This is a genomic window from Streptomyces sp. NPDC060027 (assembly GCF_042737005.1).
GTDB lineage: Bacteria > Actinomycetota > Actinomycetes > Streptomycetales > Streptomycetaceae > Streptomyces.
Genome location: NZ_JBHWVI010000072.1, coordinates 16,651 through 35,823 on the forward strand (window position 1 = coordinate 16,651; position 19,173 = coordinate 35,823).

Annotated in this window: 18 protein-coding genes and 1 pseudogene; 9 read left to right on the top strand and 10 right to left on the bottom strand. The window is 70.8% G+C overall.

Going from position 1 to position 19,173, the window contains the following annotated elements; all coding sequences use genetic code 11:
* The first annotated feature begins 2 nt into the window (after positions 1 to 2).
* The 4 genes from ACFWBT_RS19595 to ACFWBT_RS19610 all read left to right on the top strand — a co-directional run bounded on the left by ACFWBT_RS19595 (position 3) and on the right by ACFWBT_RS19610 (position 4,594).
* Positions 3 to 797, top strand: a complete 795-nt coding sequence (locus ACFWBT_RS19595; protein WP_385701871.1) for a thiazole synthase — start codon at positions 3 to 5, stop codon at positions 795 to 797.
* 231 nt (positions 798 to 1,028) lie between these two features.
* Positions 1,029 to 2,972 (top strand): Stk1 family PASTA domain-containing Ser/Thr kinase, encoded by a 1,944-nt coding sequence (pknB, locus tag ACFWBT_RS19600; RefSeq protein WP_385701873.1) that lies wholly within the window; start codon positions 1,029 to 1,031, stop codon positions 2,970 to 2,972.
* Between the two features lie 96 nt (positions 2,973 to 3,068).
* Positions 3,069 to 3,944, top strand: coding sequence for a deoxyribonuclease IV (locus ACFWBT_RS19605; RefSeq protein ID WP_385701876.1), 876 nt, complete (start codon positions 3,069 to 3,071; stop codon positions 3,942 to 3,944).
* Between the two features lie 104 nt (positions 3,945 to 4,048).
* The gene (locus ACFWBT_RS19610) at positions 4,049 to 4,594 is read left to right on the top strand and encodes a DUF4396 domain-containing protein (RefSeq protein ID WP_385701878.1); all 546 of its coding nucleotides are present in this window, start codon (positions 4,049 to 4,051) and stop codon (positions 4,592 to 4,594) included.
* A 24-nt stretch (positions 4,595 to 4,618) separates the two neighbouring features.
* Here ACFWBT_RS19610 and ACFWBT_RS19615 read toward each other — a convergent pair whose 3' ends face one another.
* Positions 4,619 to 5,251, bottom strand: coding sequence for a sulfite oxidase-like oxidoreductase (locus tag ACFWBT_RS19615; RefSeq protein ID WP_385701879.1), 633 nt, complete (start codon positions 5,249 to 5,251; stop codon positions 4,619 to 4,621).
* A 155-nt stretch (positions 5,252 to 5,406) separates the two neighbouring features.
* Here ACFWBT_RS19615 and bfr point away from each other — a divergent pair, with 155 nt between their 5' ends.
* Positions 5,407 to 5,886, top strand: a complete 480-nt coding sequence (gene bfr / locus ACFWBT_RS19620; protein ID WP_266757830.1) for a bacterioferritin — start codon at positions 5,407 to 5,409, stop codon at positions 5,884 to 5,886.
* Here the strand turns inward: bfr and ACFWBT_RS19625 are convergent.
* From ACFWBT_RS19625 to ACFWBT_RS19635, 3 genes are all read right to left on the bottom strand, one after another.
* Positions 5,883 to 6,140: a bacterioferritin-associated ferredoxin gene (locus ACFWBT_RS19625; protein ID WP_385701882.1), complete on the bottom strand. Its 258-nt coding sequence runs from the start codon at positions 6,138 to 6,140 to the stop codon at positions 5,883 to 5,885. The genes bfr and ACFWBT_RS19625 overlap by 4 nt on opposite strands.
* Positions 6,141 to 6,300: 160 nt before the next feature.
* Positions 6,301 to 7,653, bottom strand: coding sequence for a class II 3-deoxy-7-phosphoheptulonate synthase (locus ACFWBT_RS19630; protein ID WP_385701884.1), 1,353 nt, complete (start codon positions 7,651 to 7,653; stop codon positions 6,301 to 6,303).
* Between the two features lie 130 nt (positions 7,654 to 7,783).
* Positions 7,784 to 9,001, bottom strand: a complete 1,218-nt coding sequence (locus ACFWBT_RS19635; RefSeq protein WP_385701887.1) for a glycoside hydrolase domain-containing protein — start codon at positions 8,999 to 9,001, stop codon at positions 7,784 to 7,786.
* Positions 9,002 to 9,126: 125 nt separating this feature from the next.
* Between ACFWBT_RS19635 and ACFWBT_RS19640 the strand changes: the two genes are divergently transcribed.
* On the top strand, positions 9,127 to 9,183 hold the full coding sequence (locus ACFWBT_RS19640; protein ID WP_101392327.1) for a trp operon leader peptide: 57 nt from the start codon (positions 9,127 to 9,129) through the stop codon (positions 9,181 to 9,183).
* Between the two features lie 108 nt (positions 9,184 to 9,291).
* Positions 9,292 to 11,193: an anthranilate synthase family protein gene (locus tag ACFWBT_RS19645; RefSeq protein ID WP_385701889.1), complete on the top strand. Its 1,902-nt coding sequence runs from the start codon at positions 9,292 to 9,294 to the stop codon at positions 11,191 to 11,193.
* On the opposite strand, the gene ACFWBT_RS19650 is transcribed toward ACFWBT_RS19645, so the two are convergent.
* From ACFWBT_RS19650 to ACFWBT_RS19670, 5 genes and pseudogenes are all read right to left on the bottom strand, one after another.
* Positions 11,145 to 12,140: a 2-hydroxyacid dehydrogenase gene (locus ACFWBT_RS19650; RefSeq protein ID WP_385701891.1), complete on the bottom strand. Its 996-nt coding sequence runs from the start codon at positions 12,138 to 12,140 to the stop codon at positions 11,145 to 11,147. The genes ACFWBT_RS19645 and ACFWBT_RS19650 overlap by 49 nt on opposite strands.
* A 90-nt stretch (positions 12,141 to 12,230) precedes the next feature.
* Complete coding sequence (locus tag ACFWBT_RS19655) at positions 12,231 to 13,259, bottom strand: 6-phosphofructokinase (protein ID WP_385701893.1); 1,029 nt, start codon at positions 13,257 to 13,259, stop codon at positions 12,231 to 12,233.
* Positions 13,260 to 13,401: 142 nt separating this feature from the next.
* Positions 13,402 to 14,049, bottom strand: coding sequence for a response regulator (locus tag ACFWBT_RS19660; RefSeq protein ID WP_385701903.1), 648 nt, complete (start codon positions 14,047 to 14,049; stop codon positions 13,402 to 13,404).
* Between the two features lie 76 nt (positions 14,050 to 14,125).
* Positions 14,126 to 15,355, bottom strand: coding sequence for a MacS family sensor histidine kinase (macS, locus tag ACFWBT_RS19665; RefSeq protein WP_385701894.1), 1,230 nt, complete (start codon positions 15,353 to 15,355; stop codon positions 14,126 to 14,128).
* A 204-nt stretch (positions 15,356 to 15,559) separates the two neighbouring features.
* A pseudogene (locus tag ACFWBT_RS19670) lies at positions 15,560 to 16,345 on the bottom strand (lysophospholipid acyltransferase family protein); the annotation flags it as partial.
* A gap of 158 nt (positions 16,346 to 16,503) precedes the next feature.
* Here ACFWBT_RS19670 and ACFWBT_RS19675 point away from each other — a divergent pair.
* On the top strand, positions 16,504 to 17,313 hold the full coding sequence (locus ACFWBT_RS19675; RefSeq protein WP_385701897.1) for an alpha/beta hydrolase: 810 nt from the start codon (positions 16,504 to 16,506) through the stop codon (positions 17,311 to 17,313).
* Positions 17,306 to 18,094: a hypothetical protein gene (locus ACFWBT_RS19680; protein ID WP_385701900.1), complete on the top strand. Its 789-nt coding sequence runs from the start codon at positions 17,306 to 17,308 to the stop codon at positions 18,092 to 18,094. The genes ACFWBT_RS19675 and ACFWBT_RS19680 overlap by 8 nt, the downstream gene beginning before the upstream one ends.
* 32 nt (positions 18,095 to 18,126) lie before the next feature.
* Here ACFWBT_RS19680 and ACFWBT_RS19685 read toward each other — a convergent pair whose 3' ends face one another.
* Positions 18,127 to 18,891 carry an endonuclease/exonuclease/phosphatase family protein gene (locus tag ACFWBT_RS19685; RefSeq protein ID WP_385701902.1) on the bottom strand — a complete coding sequence of 255 codons (765 nt, stop codon included), beginning with the start codon at positions 18,889 to 18,891 and terminating at the stop codon, positions 18,127 to 18,129.
* Between the last annotated feature and the right edge of the window lie 282 nt (positions 18,892 to 19,173).

The window sequence follows — 19,173 nt, forward strand, 5'->3', positions numbered from 1 at the left end:
CCATGGCCGACGATCCCTTCGTCCTCGGTGGCAGGTCCTACGCGTCCCGGCTGATCATGGGGACGGGCGGCGCGCCCAGCCTCGACGTCCTGGAGCGTTCCCTGGTGGCGTCCGGCACGGAGCTGACGACGGTCGCGATGCGGCGCGTGGACGCGTCCGTGCACGGCTCGGTCCTGTCGGTGCTCGACCGGCTCGGCATCCGCGTCCTGCCGAACACGGCCGGCTGCTTCACGGCCGGCGAGGCCGTGCTGACCGCCCGGCTCGCGCGCGAGGCGCTGGGCACCGACCTGGTCAAGCTGGAGGTCATCGCCGACGAGTGGACGCTCCTGCCCGATCCGATCGAACTGCTCGACGCGGCGGAGACGCTGGTCGACGACGGCTTCACCGTGCTGCCGTACACGAACGACGACCCGGTGCTGGCGCGGAAGTTGGAGGACGTCGGCTGCGCGGCGATCATGCCGCTCGGCTCGCCCATCGGGTCCGGGCTCGGGATCCGCAACCCGCACAACTTCCAGCTGATCGTCGAGCACGCGCGCGTGCCGGTGATCCTGGACGCCGGGGCGGGTACGGCGTCGGACGCCGCGCTCGCGATGGAGCTGGGGTGTGCGGGCGTGATGCTCGCCTCGGCGGTGACGCGGGCGCAGGAGCCGGTGCTGATGGCGGAGGCCATGCGGCACGCGGTGGAGGCGGGGCGTCTGGCCCGGCGGGCGGGGCGCATCCCCCGGCGGCATTTCGCCGCGGCCTCCTCCCCCACGGAGGGCATGGCGGCGCTGGACCCGGAGCGCCCCGCGTTCTGAGCCGTCCGCCCGCGCGAGGTCCCCGCACCGTCCGTTTCCGGCCGCGATCGGCTTCCGCGGGGCGCAGGTTGTCGTGTTGTGGCCTTGCGGAGGCGGACAGGGATCCGATCGGACATCAGTGCGACGCCAGCGCCCCCGTGCGTGCGGCATGCGTCACAGGTCGGCTGCAGTCGGCCCCCGGAATCGGCCGAACGGGGCGGTGTGACAGTGACGGCTCGTAGACTCACCTGCGTGGATACGACCCTTCAGGACCCGCTTGTCGGACACGTGCTCGACGGCCGCTATCGCGTCGACGCACGGATCGCGGTCGGCGGGATGGCCACGGTCTACAGGGCCCTGGACACCCGTCTCGACCGCGTGCTCGCGCTCAAGGTGATGCACCCGACGCTGGCCGCCGACGCCTCCTTCGTCGAGCGGTTCATCCGCGAGGCCAAGTCGGTGGCCCGGCTGGCGCACCCCAATGTGGTGCAGGTCTTCGACCAGGGGGCGGACGGGTCGTACGTCTATCTGGCCATGGAGTACATCGCCGGGTGCACCCTGCGTGACGTGCTGCGCGAGCGCGGCGCCCTGCAGCCGCGGGCCGCGCTCGACATCCTGGAGCCGGTGCTCGCCGCACTCGGCGCCGCGCACCGCGCCGGGTTCGTGCACCGCGACATGAAGCCGGAGAACGTCCTGATAGGGGACGACGGCCGGGTCAAGGTGGCGGACTTCGGACTGGTCCGCGCCGTGGACACGGTCACGAGCACGACGGGCGCCGTCCTCGGCACCGTGTCGTACCTCGCCCCCGAGCAGATCGAGCACGGCACCGCGGACACCCGTGTCGACGTCTACGCCTGCGGTGTCGTCCTGTACGAGATGCTCACCGGCGCCAAGCCGTACACCGGGGACTCTCCCGCGCAGGTTCTCTACCAGCACCTCCACGAGGACGTACCGCCTCCGTCGGCCGCCGTGCCCGGCATGGCGTACCCGCTGGACGTACTGGTCACCACGGCCACCGCCCGCAACCCCGACGTGCGCCCGGCCGACGCTGTGGCGCTGCTCGGCCAGGTCCTCGAGGCACGGGCCGGTCTCACCGCGGACCAGCTCGACGCCGTGCCGCCGGGGGCCCTCGCCGTGGGGCACGGCAACGCCGACGACCGGACGAGCGTGATCCCGCGCTCGCTGTCCGTCCCCCGTCCGCTGCCCGTGAACGAGGAGAACGGCCACGACCTGAACCGGACCAGCCGGTTCGAGCAGGCCAGCCCCTTCGGCGCCGCGCCGACCGCGCCCGTGCGACAGCCGGGGACCCGACCTCGGCGCGGGGTGCTGATGGTCGTGGCCGCGATCGTGCTGGTGCTCGGCCTCGGCGGCGGTGTCTGGTACATCAACTCCGGCCAGTTCACCAAGGTCCCGCCGGTCCTGGCGAAGACGGAGCAGCAGGCCACGGCCCGGCTCCAGGACGCCGGGCTCGATGTCAAGCAGGTCAAGCACGCCTACAGCGACACCGTGAAGCGCGGCCAGGTCATCAGCACCGACCCCGGTGTCGGCGAGCGGATCCGCGACAACGACTACGTGACGCTGACCGTCTCGAGCGGCCCGGAGACGGTGAAGGTGCCCGATCTGAAGGGCTTCGCGCTGTTCAAGGCGAAGGACGTGCTCAAGGGCGACGGGCTCGCCGCGGGCATGGTCACCCGGAAGTTCAGCGACGACGTGACCAAGGGCTTCGTGATCGGTACCGATCCGGTCGCGGGGACGTCGCGGCACTCGGGTTCGGCGATCGCGATCATCGTCAGCAAGGGCATCCCGGTGGAGGTGCCCGAGGTGACCGGCTCGTCCGTCGAGGACGCCACCGCGGAGCTGGAGGACGCGGGTCTGAAGGTGAAGATCGCCGCGAACCGGGTCACCTCGGACTTCGACAAGGGCCAGGTGGCCGAGCAGACACCGAACCCGGGCCGCGAGGCCGCCAAGGGCGACACGGTGACACTGACGGTCTCCAAGGGCCCCCCGATGGTCGAGGTCCCGGACGTCGTGGGCGACAGCGTGGACGACGCGCATCAGGCGCTCGAGGACGCCGGGTTCGAGGTCGACGAGGACCGCGGACTGCTCGGATTCTTCGGCGACACGGTCAAGAGCCAGTCGGTGGACGGCGGCGACACGGCGCCCAAGGGCTCGACGATCACGATCGAGATCCGCTGAGCCCCCAGGGACACGCGGCCCCCGCGGAGTCTCCGCCCGGGGGCCGCTCCCCCACCCGGTCCGCCCGCGGGGCGCACGGCGGCGCGTGACACCCTGATGGGTGTGACCAGCAAGCAGCTCCGCAACCCCGTCGGCGGCCATGTCCCCGTGGCCGGCGGCCTCAACTCCGTCGGCCTCTCCTACGCCCGCGACCTCGCGGCCGAGGCCGTCCAGGTCTTCGTCGCCAACCCGCGCGCCTGGGCGACGCCCGCCGGGAACCCGAAGCAGGACGAGGACTTCCGCGCCGCCTGCGCCGACGAGTCGATACCCGTGTACGTCCATGCCCCGTATCTGATCAACTTCGGTTCGCACACCGAGGCGACGGTCGAGAAGTCGGTGGAGTCGCTGCGGCACTCGCTGCGGCGCGGGCGGGAGATCGGCGCCCTCGGCGTGGTGGTGCACACCGGGAGCGCGACGGGCGGCCGGGAGCGGTCTGTCGCGCTGAAGCAGGTGCGCACCCATCTGCTGCCGCTGCTGGACGAACTGACCCACGACGACGACCCGTTCCTCCTGCTGGAGTCGACGGCCGGCCAGGGCTCCTCCCTGTGCTCCCGCACCTGGGACTTCGGACCGTACTTCGAGGCTCTCGACGCCCACCCCAAGCTGGGCGTCTGCCTCGACACCTGCCACATCTTCGCGGCGGGCCACGATCTGACCGGGCCGAGCGGTATGCACCAGACCCTCGACCTGCTCGTCGACACCGTCGGTGAGGGGCGGCTCAGGCTGATCCACGCCAACGACTCCAAGGATGTGGTCGGCGCACACAAGGACCGTCACGAGAACATTGGCTCCGGCCACATCGGCGAGGACCCGTTCCGTGCCCTGATGACGCATCCCGCCACGGAGGGCGTCCCCCTGATCATCGAGACGCCCGGTGGGAAGGAGGGGCACGCGGCCGATGTGGAGCGGCTGAAGAAGCTCCGCGACGGCTGAGGCCGACACCGCCCCGGCGCTTCGCGGCCTCTTCAGGAATACCCCTGGGGGGTATATGGTTCCTGCCGTGTGGAGGAACCGTCACCTGACGTTGGGGGCCACTCATGCAACACGAAACACACACGCACCAGACGGGGCACACGCCTCACCCGGGACCGGCCGGTGATGCGCACGGGCAGCACGAGGCGCACGCACACCCGCACGCGCCGACGGGGGCGACCTGGTCGACGGCCGCCCGGGCGACGCTGCACTGCCTCACCGGCTGCGCCATCGGCGAGGTGCTGGGCATGGTGATCGGCACGGCGCTCGGCTGGGCCAACGCGCCCACGACGGCCCTCGCGATCGTGCTGGCCTTCTTCTTCGGCTACTCGCTCACGCTGCGCGGCGTCCTGAGGGCGGGGGTCGGCTTCCGGACGGCGTTCCGGGTGGCACTGGCAGCGGACACCCTGTCGATCGCCGTGATGGAGCTGATCGACAACGGGGTGATCGTGCTGTGGCCGGCCGCGATGGACGCGGAACTGGCCGACGCGCTCTTCTGGTTCTCGCTGACCGTGTCACTGGTGATCGCCTTCGCGGTCACGACACCTGTCAACAAGTGGATGATCGGCCGCGGCAAGGGGCACGCGGTGGTCCACGGATACCACCACTGAGGCGCCCGGACAGCGACGCCGGGATCAGAGCTCGGGGCCGTCCCCGGGCTCTTCCTGGTAGGAGTAGCGCTGCTCGCGCCAGGGGTCACCGACGTTGTGGTAGCCGCGTTCCTCCCAGAAGCCGCGGCGGTCGGCGGTCATGTACTCGACGCCGCGCACCCACTTGGGGCCCTTCCAGGCGTACAGATGCGGGACGACCAGGCGCAGCGGGAAGCCGTGTTCCGCCGTCAGCAGTTCGCCGTCCTTGTGGGTGGCGAAGATGGAGCGCTCGGAGGCGAAGTCCGCGAGGCGCAGATTCGAGCTGAAGCCGTACTCGGCCCAGACCATCACATGGGTCACGGCGGGTGCGGGCGGGGCGAGCTCCAGGATCGTACGGGCGGGGACACCACCCCATTCGGCCCCGAGCATGCTGAACTTCGTGACGCAGTGCAGATCGGCGACGACGGAGGCGTACGGGAGGGCGGTGAACTCCTCGTGGGTCCAGCACTGCTTCTCGCCGTCGGCGGTGGCGCCGAAGACCCTGAACTCCCAGCGTTCGGGGCGGAACTTGGGTACGGGCCCGTAGTGCGTGACCGGCCAGCCGCGCTGAAGTCGCTGCCCCGGCGGAAGCTCCGACTGTGCCGTTTCTCCAGATTCACGCTCCACCGGCTGACCCATGACTCCATCCTGACAGACCCGGGACAGTGCCTGTGACCAGCAGGGGTTCGATTCGGGCAACTCCTACTAAGCATGCACTTACTGGACGGTCTCCGGTGCCGATGTAAAGATGCGGCGCAACCTGCCCAGTCCCCCGCGTGGAAGGAGCCTCTGCGATGCAGGGCGACCCCGAGGTCATCGAATTCCTCAACGAGCAGCTGACCGGTGAGCTGACCGCGATCAACCAGTACTTCCTGCACGCGAAGATGCAGGAGAACTTCGGCTGGACGAAGCTCGCGAAGTACACCCGGCACGAGTCGTTCGACGAGATGAAGCACGCGGAGGTGCTCACCGACCGCATCCTCTTCCTGGACGGACTGCCGAACTATCAGCGGCTCTTCCACGTCCGGGTGGGGCAGACCGTCACCGAGATGTTCCAGGCCGACCGGCAGGTGGAGGTCGAGGCGATCGACCGCCTCAAGCGCGGGATCGAGGTGATGCGCGCCAAGGGCGACATCACGTCCGCGAACATCTTCGAGTCGATCCTCGAGGACGAGGAACACCACATCGACTATCTCGACACCCAGCTGGAACTGGTCGAGAAGCTCGGTGAGGCGCTCTACATCGCGCAGCTCGTCGAGCAGCCGGAGAGCTAGGCGGCCTCGCGCTGGGAGGTCTCGACCGGTCCGAGGACTTCGGAGAGCACCGGCATGCCCTGGTCGGCCAGCTCACGACGCGGACACGAGCCCCTGCCCAGCAGTGACTGGATCCGGCGTACGCACGAACCGCAGTCCGTGCCCGCCTTGGAGGCCGAGGCTATCTGCCGAGGAGTGCAGGCGCCGTCCTCCGCGTGCTTCTTCACCTGCTGTTCGGTGATACCGAAGCAACTGCAGACGTACACGCGGTCCACCTCCCGCCGGAATCATGGGGTCGCGCCATCCCGTTAATCGGTGAGGCTAACCTAACCTTACCCGTCACACAGGAACCGGAAAAGTGCTGTGGGGCGCGGATCGTATGTGATCCGCGCCCCACATCATGTGCCGGTAACAGGCGCAGCGCCTGTTGATCTGCTACTGGTCGCGGTACATCTCCGCGACGAGGAACGCCAGGTCAAGGGACTGGCTGCGGTTCAGACGGGGGTCGCAGGCCGTCTCGTAGCGCTGGTGCAGGTCGTCGACGAAGATCTCGTCGCCGCCGCCCACGCACTCGGTGACATCGTCACCGGTGAGCTCGACGTGGATGCCGCCCGGGTGCGTGCCGAGGCCCTTGTGGACCTCGAAGAAGCCCTTGACCTCGTCGAGCACGTCGTCGAAGCGGCGGGTCTTGTGGCCCGAGGCCGCCTCGAAGGTGTTGCCGTGCATCGGGTCGGTCACCCAGGCCACGGTCGCGCCGGAGGCGGTGACCTTCTCGACCAGCTCGGGCAGCTTGTCGCGGACCTTGTCCGCGCCCATCCGCACGATGAAGGTGAGACGGCCCGGCTCACGGTCCGGGTCGAGGCGCTCGATGTACTGGAGCGCCTCCTCGGCCGTCGTCGTCGGACCGAGCTTGATGCCGATCGGGTTGCGGATCTTCGAGGCGAACTCGATGTGCGCGCCGTCCAGCTGACGGGTGCGCTCGCCGATCCAGACCATGTGGCCCGAGACGTCGTACAGGTGGCCCGTGCGCGAGTCGACGCGGGTCAGCGCCGACTCGTAGTCGAGGAGCAGCGCCTCGTGGGAGGCGTAGAACTCGACGGTCTTGAACTCCTCCGGGTCGGTGCCGCAGGCCCGCATGAAGTTCATCGCGTTGTCGATCTCGCGCGCCAGCTGCTCGTAGCGCTGGCCCGACGGGGACGACTTCACGAAGTCCTGGTTCCAGGCGTGCACCTGGCGCAGGTCGGCGTAACCGCCGGTGGCGAAGGCGCGCACCAGGTTGAGCGTGGAGGCGGACGCGTTGTACATCCGCTTCAGGCGCTCGGGATCCGGGATGCGGGACTTCTCGTCGAAGTCGAAGCCGTTGACCGAGTCGCCCCGGTAGGTCGGCAGGGTCACGCCGTCGCGGGTCTCGGTGCCCTTGGAGCGGGGCTTGGAGTACTGGCCGGCGATCCGGCCGACCTTCACCACCGGCACCGAGGCGGCGTACGTGAGGACGGCGCCCATCTGGAGCAGGGTCTTGAGCTTGTTGCGGATGTGGTCGGCCGACACGGCGTCGAAGGCCTCGGCGCAGTCGCCGCCCTGGAGAAGGAACGCCTCTCCCTTGGCGACGGACGCCATCCGGGCGCGCAGCTGGTCGCACTCGCCCGCGAAGACGAGCGGCGGATACGACTCGAGGTCCGCGATCACATCGCGCAGAGCCTCGGCATCGGGGTACTCGGGCTGCTGCGCCGCGGGCAGGTCTCGCCAGGTGTTGCCAGCGCTCGCGCTGGACTTAGCGTTCACGGTCACCCCCCCAACATTACGGGGTCGTGTCGGCCGTCCATTCACCTGCTCATCAAGTGAGACGACCCCCGCTCGATCGACGTCTCCCCGGGCGGCCGTACGACCGGTCGCGGCGGCCGCCCGGAGAAGGATTCCGCTACCCCACGTCGAGCCGGTCGCGGTCGATGGAGATCTTCACACCGCCATGGGTCTCGGTCGTGTCGCCGATGTACTGGTGGATGCGCTGGTGCTTGGACCACAGCGTCGAGGGGATCGACGCGTCGGACGTGGTCGACACACGGTTCCAGCGGGCGAAGTGGATCACGTCGGGCAGGGTGATGCCGGCCCGGTTGGCGATCAGGTCGGAGACCAGGGACGAGGTGTTGCCGTACGCGCCGGATCGGTAGCCGAGCGCGTGCAGGCGCTCGGTGTAGGCGTCGATGTAGGCGAGCACCTGGTCGGTGACCTTTCCGCCGGGCTCGTAGTGCTCCAGGTCGTTGTAGATCACCGTGCTCTTGCCGAAGCCCAGTGCGGCGGCCTGCTTGACCGCGTCGTCGGCGGCCGCGGTGCCCTGCGACACCGGGCTGGTGATCGCCGCGCAGCCGCCTCCGCAGCTGCCGCCGTCGGAGGAGGGCTGCCGGCCGACGTACAGCGGGATGAACCGCCAGCCGCGCGTGTACTGGGTGCGCACCCAGTTGGCGGTGAGGTGCTGCTGGGCGCAGGCGCGGTTGAGTCCTCCGATGTAGACGCCGATGGCGCCGTAGCCGGAGTCGTCGCGCCAGGCGTCCATCGCCGACTGGCTCGGGGCGGTGCAGGCGTCGAAGCCCTCGCCTCGGAAGGAGGTCGCGTCGGCGGGCAGCAGGGCCGCCGCGGGCCGTTCCGCGGGTTCGTCGGGCCGCGCGGCGGCGACGGGCAGCCCGGCGCTGCGCAGGACGTCCTGGATCCGGGTGCGGTCGTATCCGTAGGCGGCGGTGACGACGATGCGGTGGCCGGTGGCCCGGTAGGTGCGGGCCGTGGGGTTCTCGGTGACGGCGCTGGGGGCGGTGGGGGCGGGCTGGATCAGCAGCGCCTCGGTACGTCCGCTGGCTCGGGCCGGGCAGTTCTGGTGGTTGCCGGGCCTGCCGAGGTAGACGACGTGCCGGTCGAAGCGGACGCAGGTGTCGGGATGTTTCTTCAGGTCGACGATCTGCCAGGAGGCGGGAACGGTGAAGGAGTGACCGCGGTAGTCGACCTGGGTCAGGTCCTCGGAGTCGGTCGGGCGCGGGGCCGAGAGCGCGGGGCCGAGCGGCCCGGCGGCGAGGGCGGCGGCCGCGAGGAGCACGGTCAGGGCGCGGGCGCCGGTCCGGCGGGTCTGGGACGAGCGGGCTGTGAGCATGGTTCTCGCTTCTCGGTGGGTTCGGACTGTCTGGCCATCCATGGCCGGTGACAGTGCGGTCGGAACGCCACGCGGGGACGGTTCACGCTGTTGCCCGCCCCTCGCCGTCGGGTAGGGTGCGGCGCATGTTCGCGCATTCGAACCAGAACTGGTGGTGGACCGCTCATCCGGCGGCCCACTGACTGCGCGTACGCACGACTTCGCGAAGGCCGCCCGAGGGGCGGCCTTCGGTGTTTGCGGACCCGGGTCGTTCCTCTCCGAGATGCACATTCGAGAGAAGGACCGCACCGATGAATCTGCTCGACCTGCTGGACGATCCCCGTCCCTTCGCCCTGCTGCGGCGCCGCACTCCGGGCCGTGACCACGACGTGGTGGAGCTGCTGCTGGGGCCGGTGCGCGAGGTGGAGCGCCTCGCCGACATCCCCGACGAGGGCCTGGCGCTGATCCCGTTCCGGCAGATCCGGGAGCGCGGTTTCGACGTCCGCGACGACGGAACCCCGCTCGCGGTGCTCACCCCCGAGGAGCGTCACGAACTGCCGCTCGCGCAGGCGCTGGCGCAGCTGCCGGCGCACGACGTGCGGGTCGAGGACGGCGGCTTCGACGTCGACGACGCGGAGTACTCCGGGATCGTCGAACGGGTGCTGCGGGAGGAGATCGGACGCGGCGAGGGTGCGAACTTCGTGATCCGGCGGACGTACGAGGGACGGATCCCGGGGTTCGGACGGGCCGACGCCCTGGCGCTCTTCCGCCGGCTCCTGGTCGGCGAGCGGGGCGCCTACTGGACGTTCGTCGTGCACACCGGGGAGCGGACGCTCGTCGGGGCGAGCCCGGAGGTGCATGTGCGGATGTCCGCCGGGACCGTCGTGATGAACCCGATCAGCGGGACCTACCGCTACCCGGACGGGGGCCCGACGCCCGAGGATCTGCTCGCGTTCCTCTCGGACGGCAAGGAGATCGAGGAGCTCTCGATGGTCGTCGACGAGGAGCTCAAGATGATGTGCACGGTCGGTGACATGGGCGGCGTGGTGATCGGACCGCGGCTCAAGGAGATGGCCCATCTCGCGCACACCGAGTACGAGTTGCGGGGCCGCTCCTCGCTGGACGTGCGGGAGGTGCTGCGGGAGACCATGTTCGCGGCGACCGTCACCGGCTCGCCCGTGCAGAACGCCTGCCGGGTCATCGAACGCCACGAGGTCGGCGGGCGCGGCTACTACGCGGGCGCGCTGGCGCTGGTCGGGCGGCAGCCGGGGGACAGCTCGGAGGGAACGGCCGACGGGCAGACGCTCGACTCCCCGATCCTCATCCGTACCGCCGACATCGACGCGGGCGGACGGCTGCGGGTGCCGGTCGGCGCCACCCTCGTACGGGGATCGGATCCGGCGGGCGAGGTCGCCGAGACGCACGCCAAGGCGGCGGGTGTGCTGGCCGCGCTGGGGGTGCGCCCCGGCAGGCCGCGGCCGGACGGCGTACGGCCGAAGCTGGGCGACGATCCGCGGGTGCGAGCGTCGCTGGACGGCCGGCGGGCCTCGCTGGCGCCGTTCTGGCTGCGGATGCAGGAGCGCTCACGGGAACTCGCGGGGCATGCGCTGATCGTGGACGCCGAGGACACCTTCACCGCGATGCTGGCGCATCTGCTGCGGTCGTCCGGGCTCGAGGTGACGGTGCGCCGTTACGACGAACCGGGGCTGCGGGACGCGGTCCGCGCGCACGAGGGGCCGCTGGTCCTCGGCCCCGGTCCCGGTGACCCCTCCGATCCGGCGGACCCCAAGATGGGCTTCCTGCGGGCGCTCACCGCCGAGGCGATCCGGGGACACCGGCACGGCGTGCTCGGTGTCTGCCTCGGGCACGAGCTGATCGCGGCCGAGCTGGGACTGGAGATCGTCCGCAAGGACGTGCCCTACCAGGGCGCGCAGACCGCCATCGATCTCTTCGGGCGGGTGGAGACCGTCGGTTTCTACAACAGCTTCGTGGCGCGCTGCGACGACGACGCGCTGGTCGAGCTGTCGGCGCACGGCGTCGAGGTCAGCCGCGGCGCGAACGGCGAGGTGCACGCGCTGCGCGGTCCCGGGTTCGCGGGGGTGCAGTTCCACCCGGAGTCGGTGCTGACGCTGAACGGTGCAACCGTCGTGCGGGAGTTGACCGCTCAGCTGCGGGGCACGAGCACGTTCTCCGAGCGGCGGCCCTCGGTGTAGTCGAGGACGTTCTTGACCGTGGCCTCGACGATCTGGCCGACGGCGTCGCCGGTGTAGTACGCCTGGTGCGAGGTGACCAGGACGTTCGGGAAGGTGACCAGGCGGGCCAGGGTGTCGTCCTCGACGGTCTCGAGGGACTTGTCGAGGAAGAACAGCCCGGCCTCCGCCTCGTACACGTCGAGGCCGACACCCGTGAAGCGGCCCTCGCGCAGCTGGGCGACGAGGGCCTGGCTGTCGATCAGGCCGCCGCGGCTGGAGTTCACCAGGATCGCGTCGTCCTTCATCATCCGCAGCGCGTCGGCGTCGATGAGGTGCTGGGTCGCCGGCATCAGCGGGACGTGCAGGGTGACGAGGTCGGACTCGGCGAGAAGGCGCTCCTTGGAGACGTACTTCATGCCGAGTCCGGCGCAGGCCGGGTTCTCGGCGATGTCCCAGCCGAGCAGGTTCATGCCGAAGCCGTGGGCGATCCGGGTGAAGGCCTCGCCGATCTTCCCGGTGCCGATGACGCCCGCGGTGCGGCCGTGCATGTCACGGCCCATCAGTCCGTCGAGGCGGAAGTCGAAGTCGCGGGTGCGGTTGGCGGCGCGCACGATACGGCGGTTGACCGCCATGCCGAGGGTCCAGGCGAACTCGGCGACCGAGTAGGGCGAGTAGTACGAGACCCGGGCGACCGTCATGCCGAGGCGCTCGGCGACCTCGAGGTCGATGTTGTTGAACCCGGTGGAGCGCTGGGCGACGAGCTGGGTGCCGCCGGTCGCCAGGGTCTGCAGGACACGGTGTCCCAGGCCGCAGTTGACGCTGGTGGAGACGGCCTCGTAGCCGGCCGCGATGGGAGCGGTGTCCTCGGTGAGGAACACGTCGAGGCACCGGACCTCATGGCGTCCCGCGAAGGCCTTCTCGATCAGGGGCTTCTCGTCGGACTGGACGCCGAACGCCACGATCTCCACCGGCTTCTCCCGTTCTGGAGGGTACGGGCCGAATATACGGCCCGTACCCCCAAGGTCGCAGAGGCTCCGGGGATCGCGGACGCGCCGCCGTCAGCCGAAGAAGACGCCGACCTCCTCGTAGAGCTTCGGGTCGACGGTCTTCAGCTTGGCGGTGGCCTCCGCGATCGGAACGCGGACGATGTCCGCGCCGCGCAGGGCCACCATCTTCCCGAAGTCGCCGTCCCGGACGGCCTCGATGGCGTGCAGGCCGAAGCGGGTGGCGAGCCAGCGGTCGAACGCGCTGGGCGTCCCGCCGCGCTGGACGTGCCCGAGGACCGTGGTGCGGGCCTCCTTGCCGGTGCGCCGCTCGATCTCCTTGGCCAGCCACTCGCCGACCCCGGAGAGCCGGACATGCCCGAAGGAGTCCAGCGTGCCGTCCTTGAGGACCATGTCGCCGTCCTTGGGCATGGCGCCCTCGGCGACGACCACGATCGGCGCGTACGACGCCTTGAAGCGCGAGGTCACCCAGGCGCAGACCTGCTCGACGTCGAAGCGCTGCTCGGGGATGAGGATGACGTTCGCGCCGCCGGCCAGGCCCGAGTGGATGGCGATCCAGCCCGCGTGGCGGCCCATCACCTCGCAGACGAGGACGCGCATGTGCGATTCGGCGGTGGTGTGGAGGCGGTCGATGGCCTCGGTCGCGATGTTGACCGCCGTGTCGAATCCGAAGGTGTAGTCGGTGGCGGAGAGGTCGTTGTCGATGGTCTTCGGGACGCCGATGATGTGGATGCCGTATTCGTCGCCGAGCCGCGCGGCGACGCCGAGGGTGTCCTCGCCGCCGATCGCGATGAGCGCGTCGACCTCCTGCTTGGCGAGGTTCTCCTTGATCCGGCGGATGCCGTTCTCGTGCTTGAGGGGGTTGGTGCGCGAGGATCCGAGGATGGTGCCGCCGCGCGGCAGGATGCCGCGCACGGCCGGGATGTCGAGCCGGACGGTGTCGCCTTCGAGCGGCCCCCGCCAGCCGTCCCGGTAACCGACGAAGTCATAGCCGTACTCCTGCACGCCCTTGCGGACGATGCCCCGGATGACGGCGTTGAGCCCGGGGCAGTCGCCGCCTCCGGTCAGTACTCCGACCCGCATGGAAAGTCCCTTCGCCATGGTTGGCTGTCGGACTCACGCTAATAGTGATCCAGGTCACTTCGGCATGGTGCGGAAGGTCTATTCCGGTGAATTGTCGGGTAGTTGATCAAGACAGATCACCCGAAAGGTCGTACCGGGCGGGTCAGGCCTCGTCCAGGCCACGCTCGATCGCGTAGCGGACCAGCTCGACACGGTTGTGCAACTGGAGCTTGCCCAGGGTGTTCTGCACATGGTTCTGGACCGTGCGGTGGGAGATGACCAGGCGCTCGGCGATCTGCTTGTAGCTCAGACCCTTGGCGACCAGGCGGAGCACCTCGGTCTCACGGTCGGTCAGCTGCGGGGCCCTCGGCTCGTCGCCGCCCGTGGCGGTGACCGGCTCGGAGGCCAGCCGGCGGTACTCGCCGAGGACCAGGCCCGCGAGGCCCGGTGTGAACACCGGGTCGCCGACGGCCGTGCGGCGCACCGCGTCGGTCAGCTCCTCCGCGGACGCCGACTTCAGGAGGTAGCCGGTCGCGCCGGACTTCACCGCCTCCAGTACGTCGGCGTGCTCACCGCTGGCCGACAGGACCAGAACCCGCAGGGCCTGATTGGCGCCGACCAGTTCCTTGCAGACCTGGACACCGGGCTTGGCGGGCAGGTTCAGATCGAGGACGAGCACGTCGGGCGCCACCGCCAGGGCGCGGCGCACCGCCTGTTCGCCGTCGCCCGCGGTGGCGACCACGTCGAACCCGGCGGCAGCCAGGTCACGGGCCACGGCGTCGCGCCACATGGGGTGGTCGTCCACCACCATGACCTTGATGGGGTCCTCCCCCGTCCGGCGCTCCGCCACCGTCGTCCCGCCCGTCATCGCCCTACCGTCGCCTTCGTCATCGTGTCTTCGCCTTCCCCCGTGCGTCCTTCGGTACCTTCAGCTCGACCTCGGTGCCCTGCCCCGGGACCGAGATCAGATCGGCCGTGCCGCCCAGCTCGCGCAGCCTGCCGCGGATCGACAGCGCCACTCCGAGCCGCCCCTCGCCCTCGGCCTGGGCGAGCCGCCCCTCCGGGATGCCGGGACCGTCGTCGCGCACCGTCACGATCACCGTGTCCGGTTCGTCCTCGACCAGGATCCAGGCACGGGCGTCCGCGCCCACGTGCTTGCGCACATTGTCCAGGGCGGCGCCGACTGCCGCGGCCAGTTCCCGCGCGGCGGCCGGGGTGAGCGGCACCGGCGCGCCCGGCTCGGAGAAGGTCACTCGCGCGGTGGCGTACGGGGCGAGCAGGGCGCGCAGGTCGACGGTGTCCGTGCCCGCGGGATCCTCGTCGTCGGGTTCGTCGACGGCCCGTACGACCGCGCCGAGGGAGGCGTCCTCCGACACGCGGGAGACGGGCACCAGACCGCCCGACATCAGCGTGCGCAGCGCGACCTCCTGCTCACCGGCCATCCGGCCCAGCTCGGCCGCCTCGCCGCCGAGCGCGCTGCCACGCCGCTGCACCATGGCGAGGACCTGGAGCACGCCGTCGTGGATGTCACGGGCGAGGCGCTCGCGTTCGCGGGTGGCGGCCTCGATCTCCAGGGCGCGGGCGAGGGTGCGCTCGGAGGCGCGGGCGACCTCGACGACGTAGCCGATCGCGATGGACGCGACCCAGACGAGGATCACGTTGTGCACGGTGTCGCGGGTCGGGGCGCCGCGCTCGATGATGTTGGCCACGGCGACGAGCGTGGACGCGAAGGCCGCCCACCGCCAGCCGCCCTTGATCGCGAAGGCGAGAACGGCACCCGCCGTCCATATCGACGGCAGCGTCGGGCCGCCCGACTCGATGCGCGCGCCGGAGTCGGCGACCCGGGTGAGCATGATGCCGACCAGCGCGACGGTGAGGTCCGCCGCGAGGAACCGCTTGGTGCAGTTCGCCGCGCCGGCGACCTTCGGGAGAGTGGCCAGCGTCCAGACGAACAGGAACGCGAAGAACGCGACGGCCACCCACGGGCGGGTGAATGTGTCGTACGCGGTGGCGAAGAGCCCGATCGCGTACAGCACCGTCAGGACCCGGTACCCGGTCAGCGCACGCCACAGCGGCTGCTCGACCGACATCCTCATGACTCTCTCGCGCTTGGCCATGCCCCCCACCCCACACTGCCGACGTCCTGACGGACGCTCCTAGGAGCCGGACCGTTGCCTGTCGGTCGGTTCGGCTTCCCCGGCGGTCCCCTGCTCGGCCTGCTTCTCGGCCGCCTGCTGCTCGGCCGCCTGCTTCTCCGCCTGTTCGGCCGCCTGCTGCTCGGCCGCCTGCTTCTCCGCCTGTTCGGCCGCCTGCTTCTCGGCCGCCTGCTTCTCCGCCTGTTCGGCCGCCTGCTGCTCGGCCTGCTCCTTGGCCGCCTGCTTCTCGGCCTGCGCGAGCGCCGCCTTCGCCGCCTTCTCCGCGTCCTTCTCGGCCTTGGCCGCGTCCGCGATCTGCCGCTTGGCGGCCGTCGCGTACATGTCGACGTACTCCTGGCCGGAGAGCTTCATGATCTCGTACATGACCTCGTCGGTCACCGCGCGGAGCACGAACCGGTCGTGCTCCATCCCGCTGTAGCGGCTGAAGTCCAGCGGCTTGCCGATGCGGATGCCCGGGCGCATCAGCTTGGGCATCACCTTGCCCGGCGGCTGGATCTTCTCCGTGTCGATCATCGCGACGGGGATCACGGGCGCGCCGGTGGCGAGGGCCACGCGCGCGAGGCCGCCGGGCTTGCCCCGGTAGAGACGGCCGTCGGGCGAGCGCGTGCCCTCCGGGTAGATGCCGAACAGCTCACCGCGCTCGATCACGTCGATGCCGCTCTTGATGGCCGCCTCGCCCGCGCCGCGCGCGCCGGAACGGTCCACCGGGAGCTGGCCGACGCCCTTGAAGAAGGCGGCGGTCATCCGCCCCTTGATACCGGGTGTCGTGAAGTACTCGGCCTTCGCGATGAAGGTCACCTTGCGGTCCAGGACCGCGGGCAGGAAGAACGAGTCCGAGAACGACAGGTGATTGCTCGCCAGAATGGCCGGGCCCTCGGCGGGGATGTTCTCGAGGCCTTCCACCCAGGGCCTGAAGGCGAGCTTCAGTGGCCCTCCGATGGAAAACTTCATTGCGCCGTAGATCACCCGAGTGCCTCCTGTGTCGTAGATCAGACCTTAACCCGGAGCACCGCCAAAGGACCCGACGACCCTGGTCGGTGTCAGTACGGTCGCGTACGGTGAAGCACACCTGGAGTCGTTCCCGCCCTTCTCATGAACAGGAGACCGAGGTGCCGGTCCTTCCTGGAGCCGAGCCGTTCCGCCACGAGGGCGGAGAGGTCGGTGTCCTTCTCTGCCACGGTTTCACCGGCTCCCCGCAGTCCCTTCGCCCCTGGGCGGAGTTTCTCGCCGAGCGCGGTCTCACCGTCGCGTTGCCCCTGCTGCCGGGACACGGCACCCGCTGGGAGGACATGCAGCTCACCGGCTGGCAGGACTGGTACGCGGAGCTGGACCGCGAGCTGCGTGCCCTGCGCGAGAGCTGCTCCCGGGTCTTCGTCCTCGGGCTCTCCATGGGCGGTGCGCTGGCCCTGCGGCTCGCGGCCAAGCACGGCGACGAGATCAGCGGCGTCGTGGTGCTCAACCCGCTGAACAAGGTGCACGGCCTCGCCGCGCGCGCCCTGCCGGTGCTCCGTCACCTCGTCCCCTCGACGAAGGGCATCACGAGCGACATCGCGAAGGAGGGCTCGGAGGAGATCGGCTACGACCGGGTGCCCCTGCACGCCGCGCACTCGCTGCGAAAGCTGTGCGCGGTCGTGGACGCTGAGCTGCCTCAGGTCACCCAGCCGCTCCTGCTGCTGCACAGCCTCCAGGACCATGTGGTCTCCCCCACCGACTCGGCGCGCGTCCTCGGCCGGGTGTCGTCCACGGACGTGACGGAGATCGTGCTGGAACAGAGCTACCACGTCGCGACGTTGGACCACGACGCGGACCGTGTCTTCGAGGAGAGCTACTCCTTCGTCACCCGGCTCGCGCCCGGTGCCGGCAAGGAGGCCGACGCGGGTCAGGTGAGTCGGCAGGAAGGGACGGCAGCCGGTGGCTGAGCACGACGCGGACCGCGGCGATTCCGAGGAGAAGGGCGTACCTGTCGGCGAGCCGCTCGACGGGGCTCTCGGCGAGGGGCGCGGGGATTCCCTCGGCGACCCGCCGCTCGGCGAGTCGCTCGGTGATGCCCGCGGGGAGTCGCTCGGCGACGAGCAGAGCGTGCCCTTCGACGAGGACGCCGCCTGGCGGTCGATCGTCGAGAGCTACGGCGAGGAGCCGCCGGACCCGCCCGGCTCGAAGCCGTTCAGGTCGGTGCAGGACCTGGCGCTCCCGGAGCCCGGGACGGTGACCGCCGCGGGACCCGAGGCCGGCGCCAAGAGCACCAAGGGCGCCGAGAGTGCCGAGGACGCCACGGACGAAGCGGTCGACGCCTCGGCTCCGGGAGCCCCGTCCGAGCCGGAGGCCGCTTCCGGCGACCAGCCCCCCGCCGCCAAGCCGCTCGGCAGCTCGATCGCCTTCGCCCCGGGCGTCGGCGGCCCGCGTGACTACCGGGCGCCCGAGCCGGCCGAGGACGACTTCGACGAGGACGACGAGGGCCACTTCGTACCACCGGAGCCGCCTCCGCTGCCGGCCGCGGACACGACCGCCAAGTTCGCCTGGCTCGGCGTGCTCGGCGGCCCCACCCTGCTGCTGCTGGCCGTGCTGCTCGGCTGGGACATGACCTGGTGGCTCACCACGCTCGGCGTCGGCGGCTTCCTCGGCGGCTTCGCCACGCTGGTGACGCGCATGAAGGGCGACGACGAGGACCTCGACGACCCGGGGCGCGGCGCGGTGGTCTGACCGGGCTCCGACCGGACGCTCCAGGGCACGCCCTAGGACGCGGGCACTCTGAGGGCGGCCAGTACGGGCAGGTGGTCCGTGGCCGCCCTCAGGTCTGTCCCGGTGACGCCGGGAAGGCCGAGCGGCACCCCGCAGCCGAGGACCTCGATGCCGGGCGTGGCGAAGATCGCGTCGATGCGCCGGTCGGGCGCCGTACGCGTCCAGGTGTGCTCCGTGCCCCAGGGACGGGTCGCCCAGCCGTCCTGGAGCGTGCCCGCGAGGTGCCGGAACGAGGGGCCGGTCGGACGTTCGTTGAGGTCACCGCCCGCGACCGCGTACGGAGTGCCGAGACCTGCGAGCCGGTCGAGGAGCATGCCGCTCTGCTCGTACCGCTCGTCCTTGTGGAGCGACAGATGGCAGCTCAGCACGCCGAGCCGGGCGCCGCCGAACCGGACGACCGCCGTGGCGAAGCCGCGTCGGTGCCGACCGGGGGTGAGCGGGAGCAGCACGTCCTCGGTGCGTTCCACGGTGGCCCGCAGGGTGCACAGCAGGGCGGGGCCGGAGGCGGTGGCACCGCCGGACAGGACGACCTGGCCGGAGGCGGCCGCGAGACGCGCGAGCTTCTTGCGCCAGCGGAAGAAGCGCGGCGCCTCCTGGACCAGGACGAGGTCCGGTGCGCAGGCGCTGATCACGCGGGCGAGCGCGGCGGTGTCGTCGCGCATCGAGCGGATGTTGTAGCTGAGCACGCGGATGACGGCCGAACCGTCGGGTTCGGTGCGGGACGCGGGCAGCGGACTGGCGGAAGAGCTGGTCGGCATGGCGATCAAGATACGCGCCGAGAGCCTTCCGGATGGGGCGAAGGGCCGCTCCGCCTCCGGGTGCGTCACACCGCCGTGTCGGGCGGCCCCCTCCCGTTGCCCGCGTAGGACCGGCATCAAGGGATCGCCCGGTCACACCCGCCGTGCCCGGGCGCAGCCGGTTCCGTCCCTGCCCCCCTGTGCGGGGGGGGCCCCGTGCCTGTGGCGCCGGGCGTCTCGTGGCTCCGGAGGCCACTCGATCGGGTGAGGCCGGATACGGCGGCGCCCGCCGTCCCGTGGGGG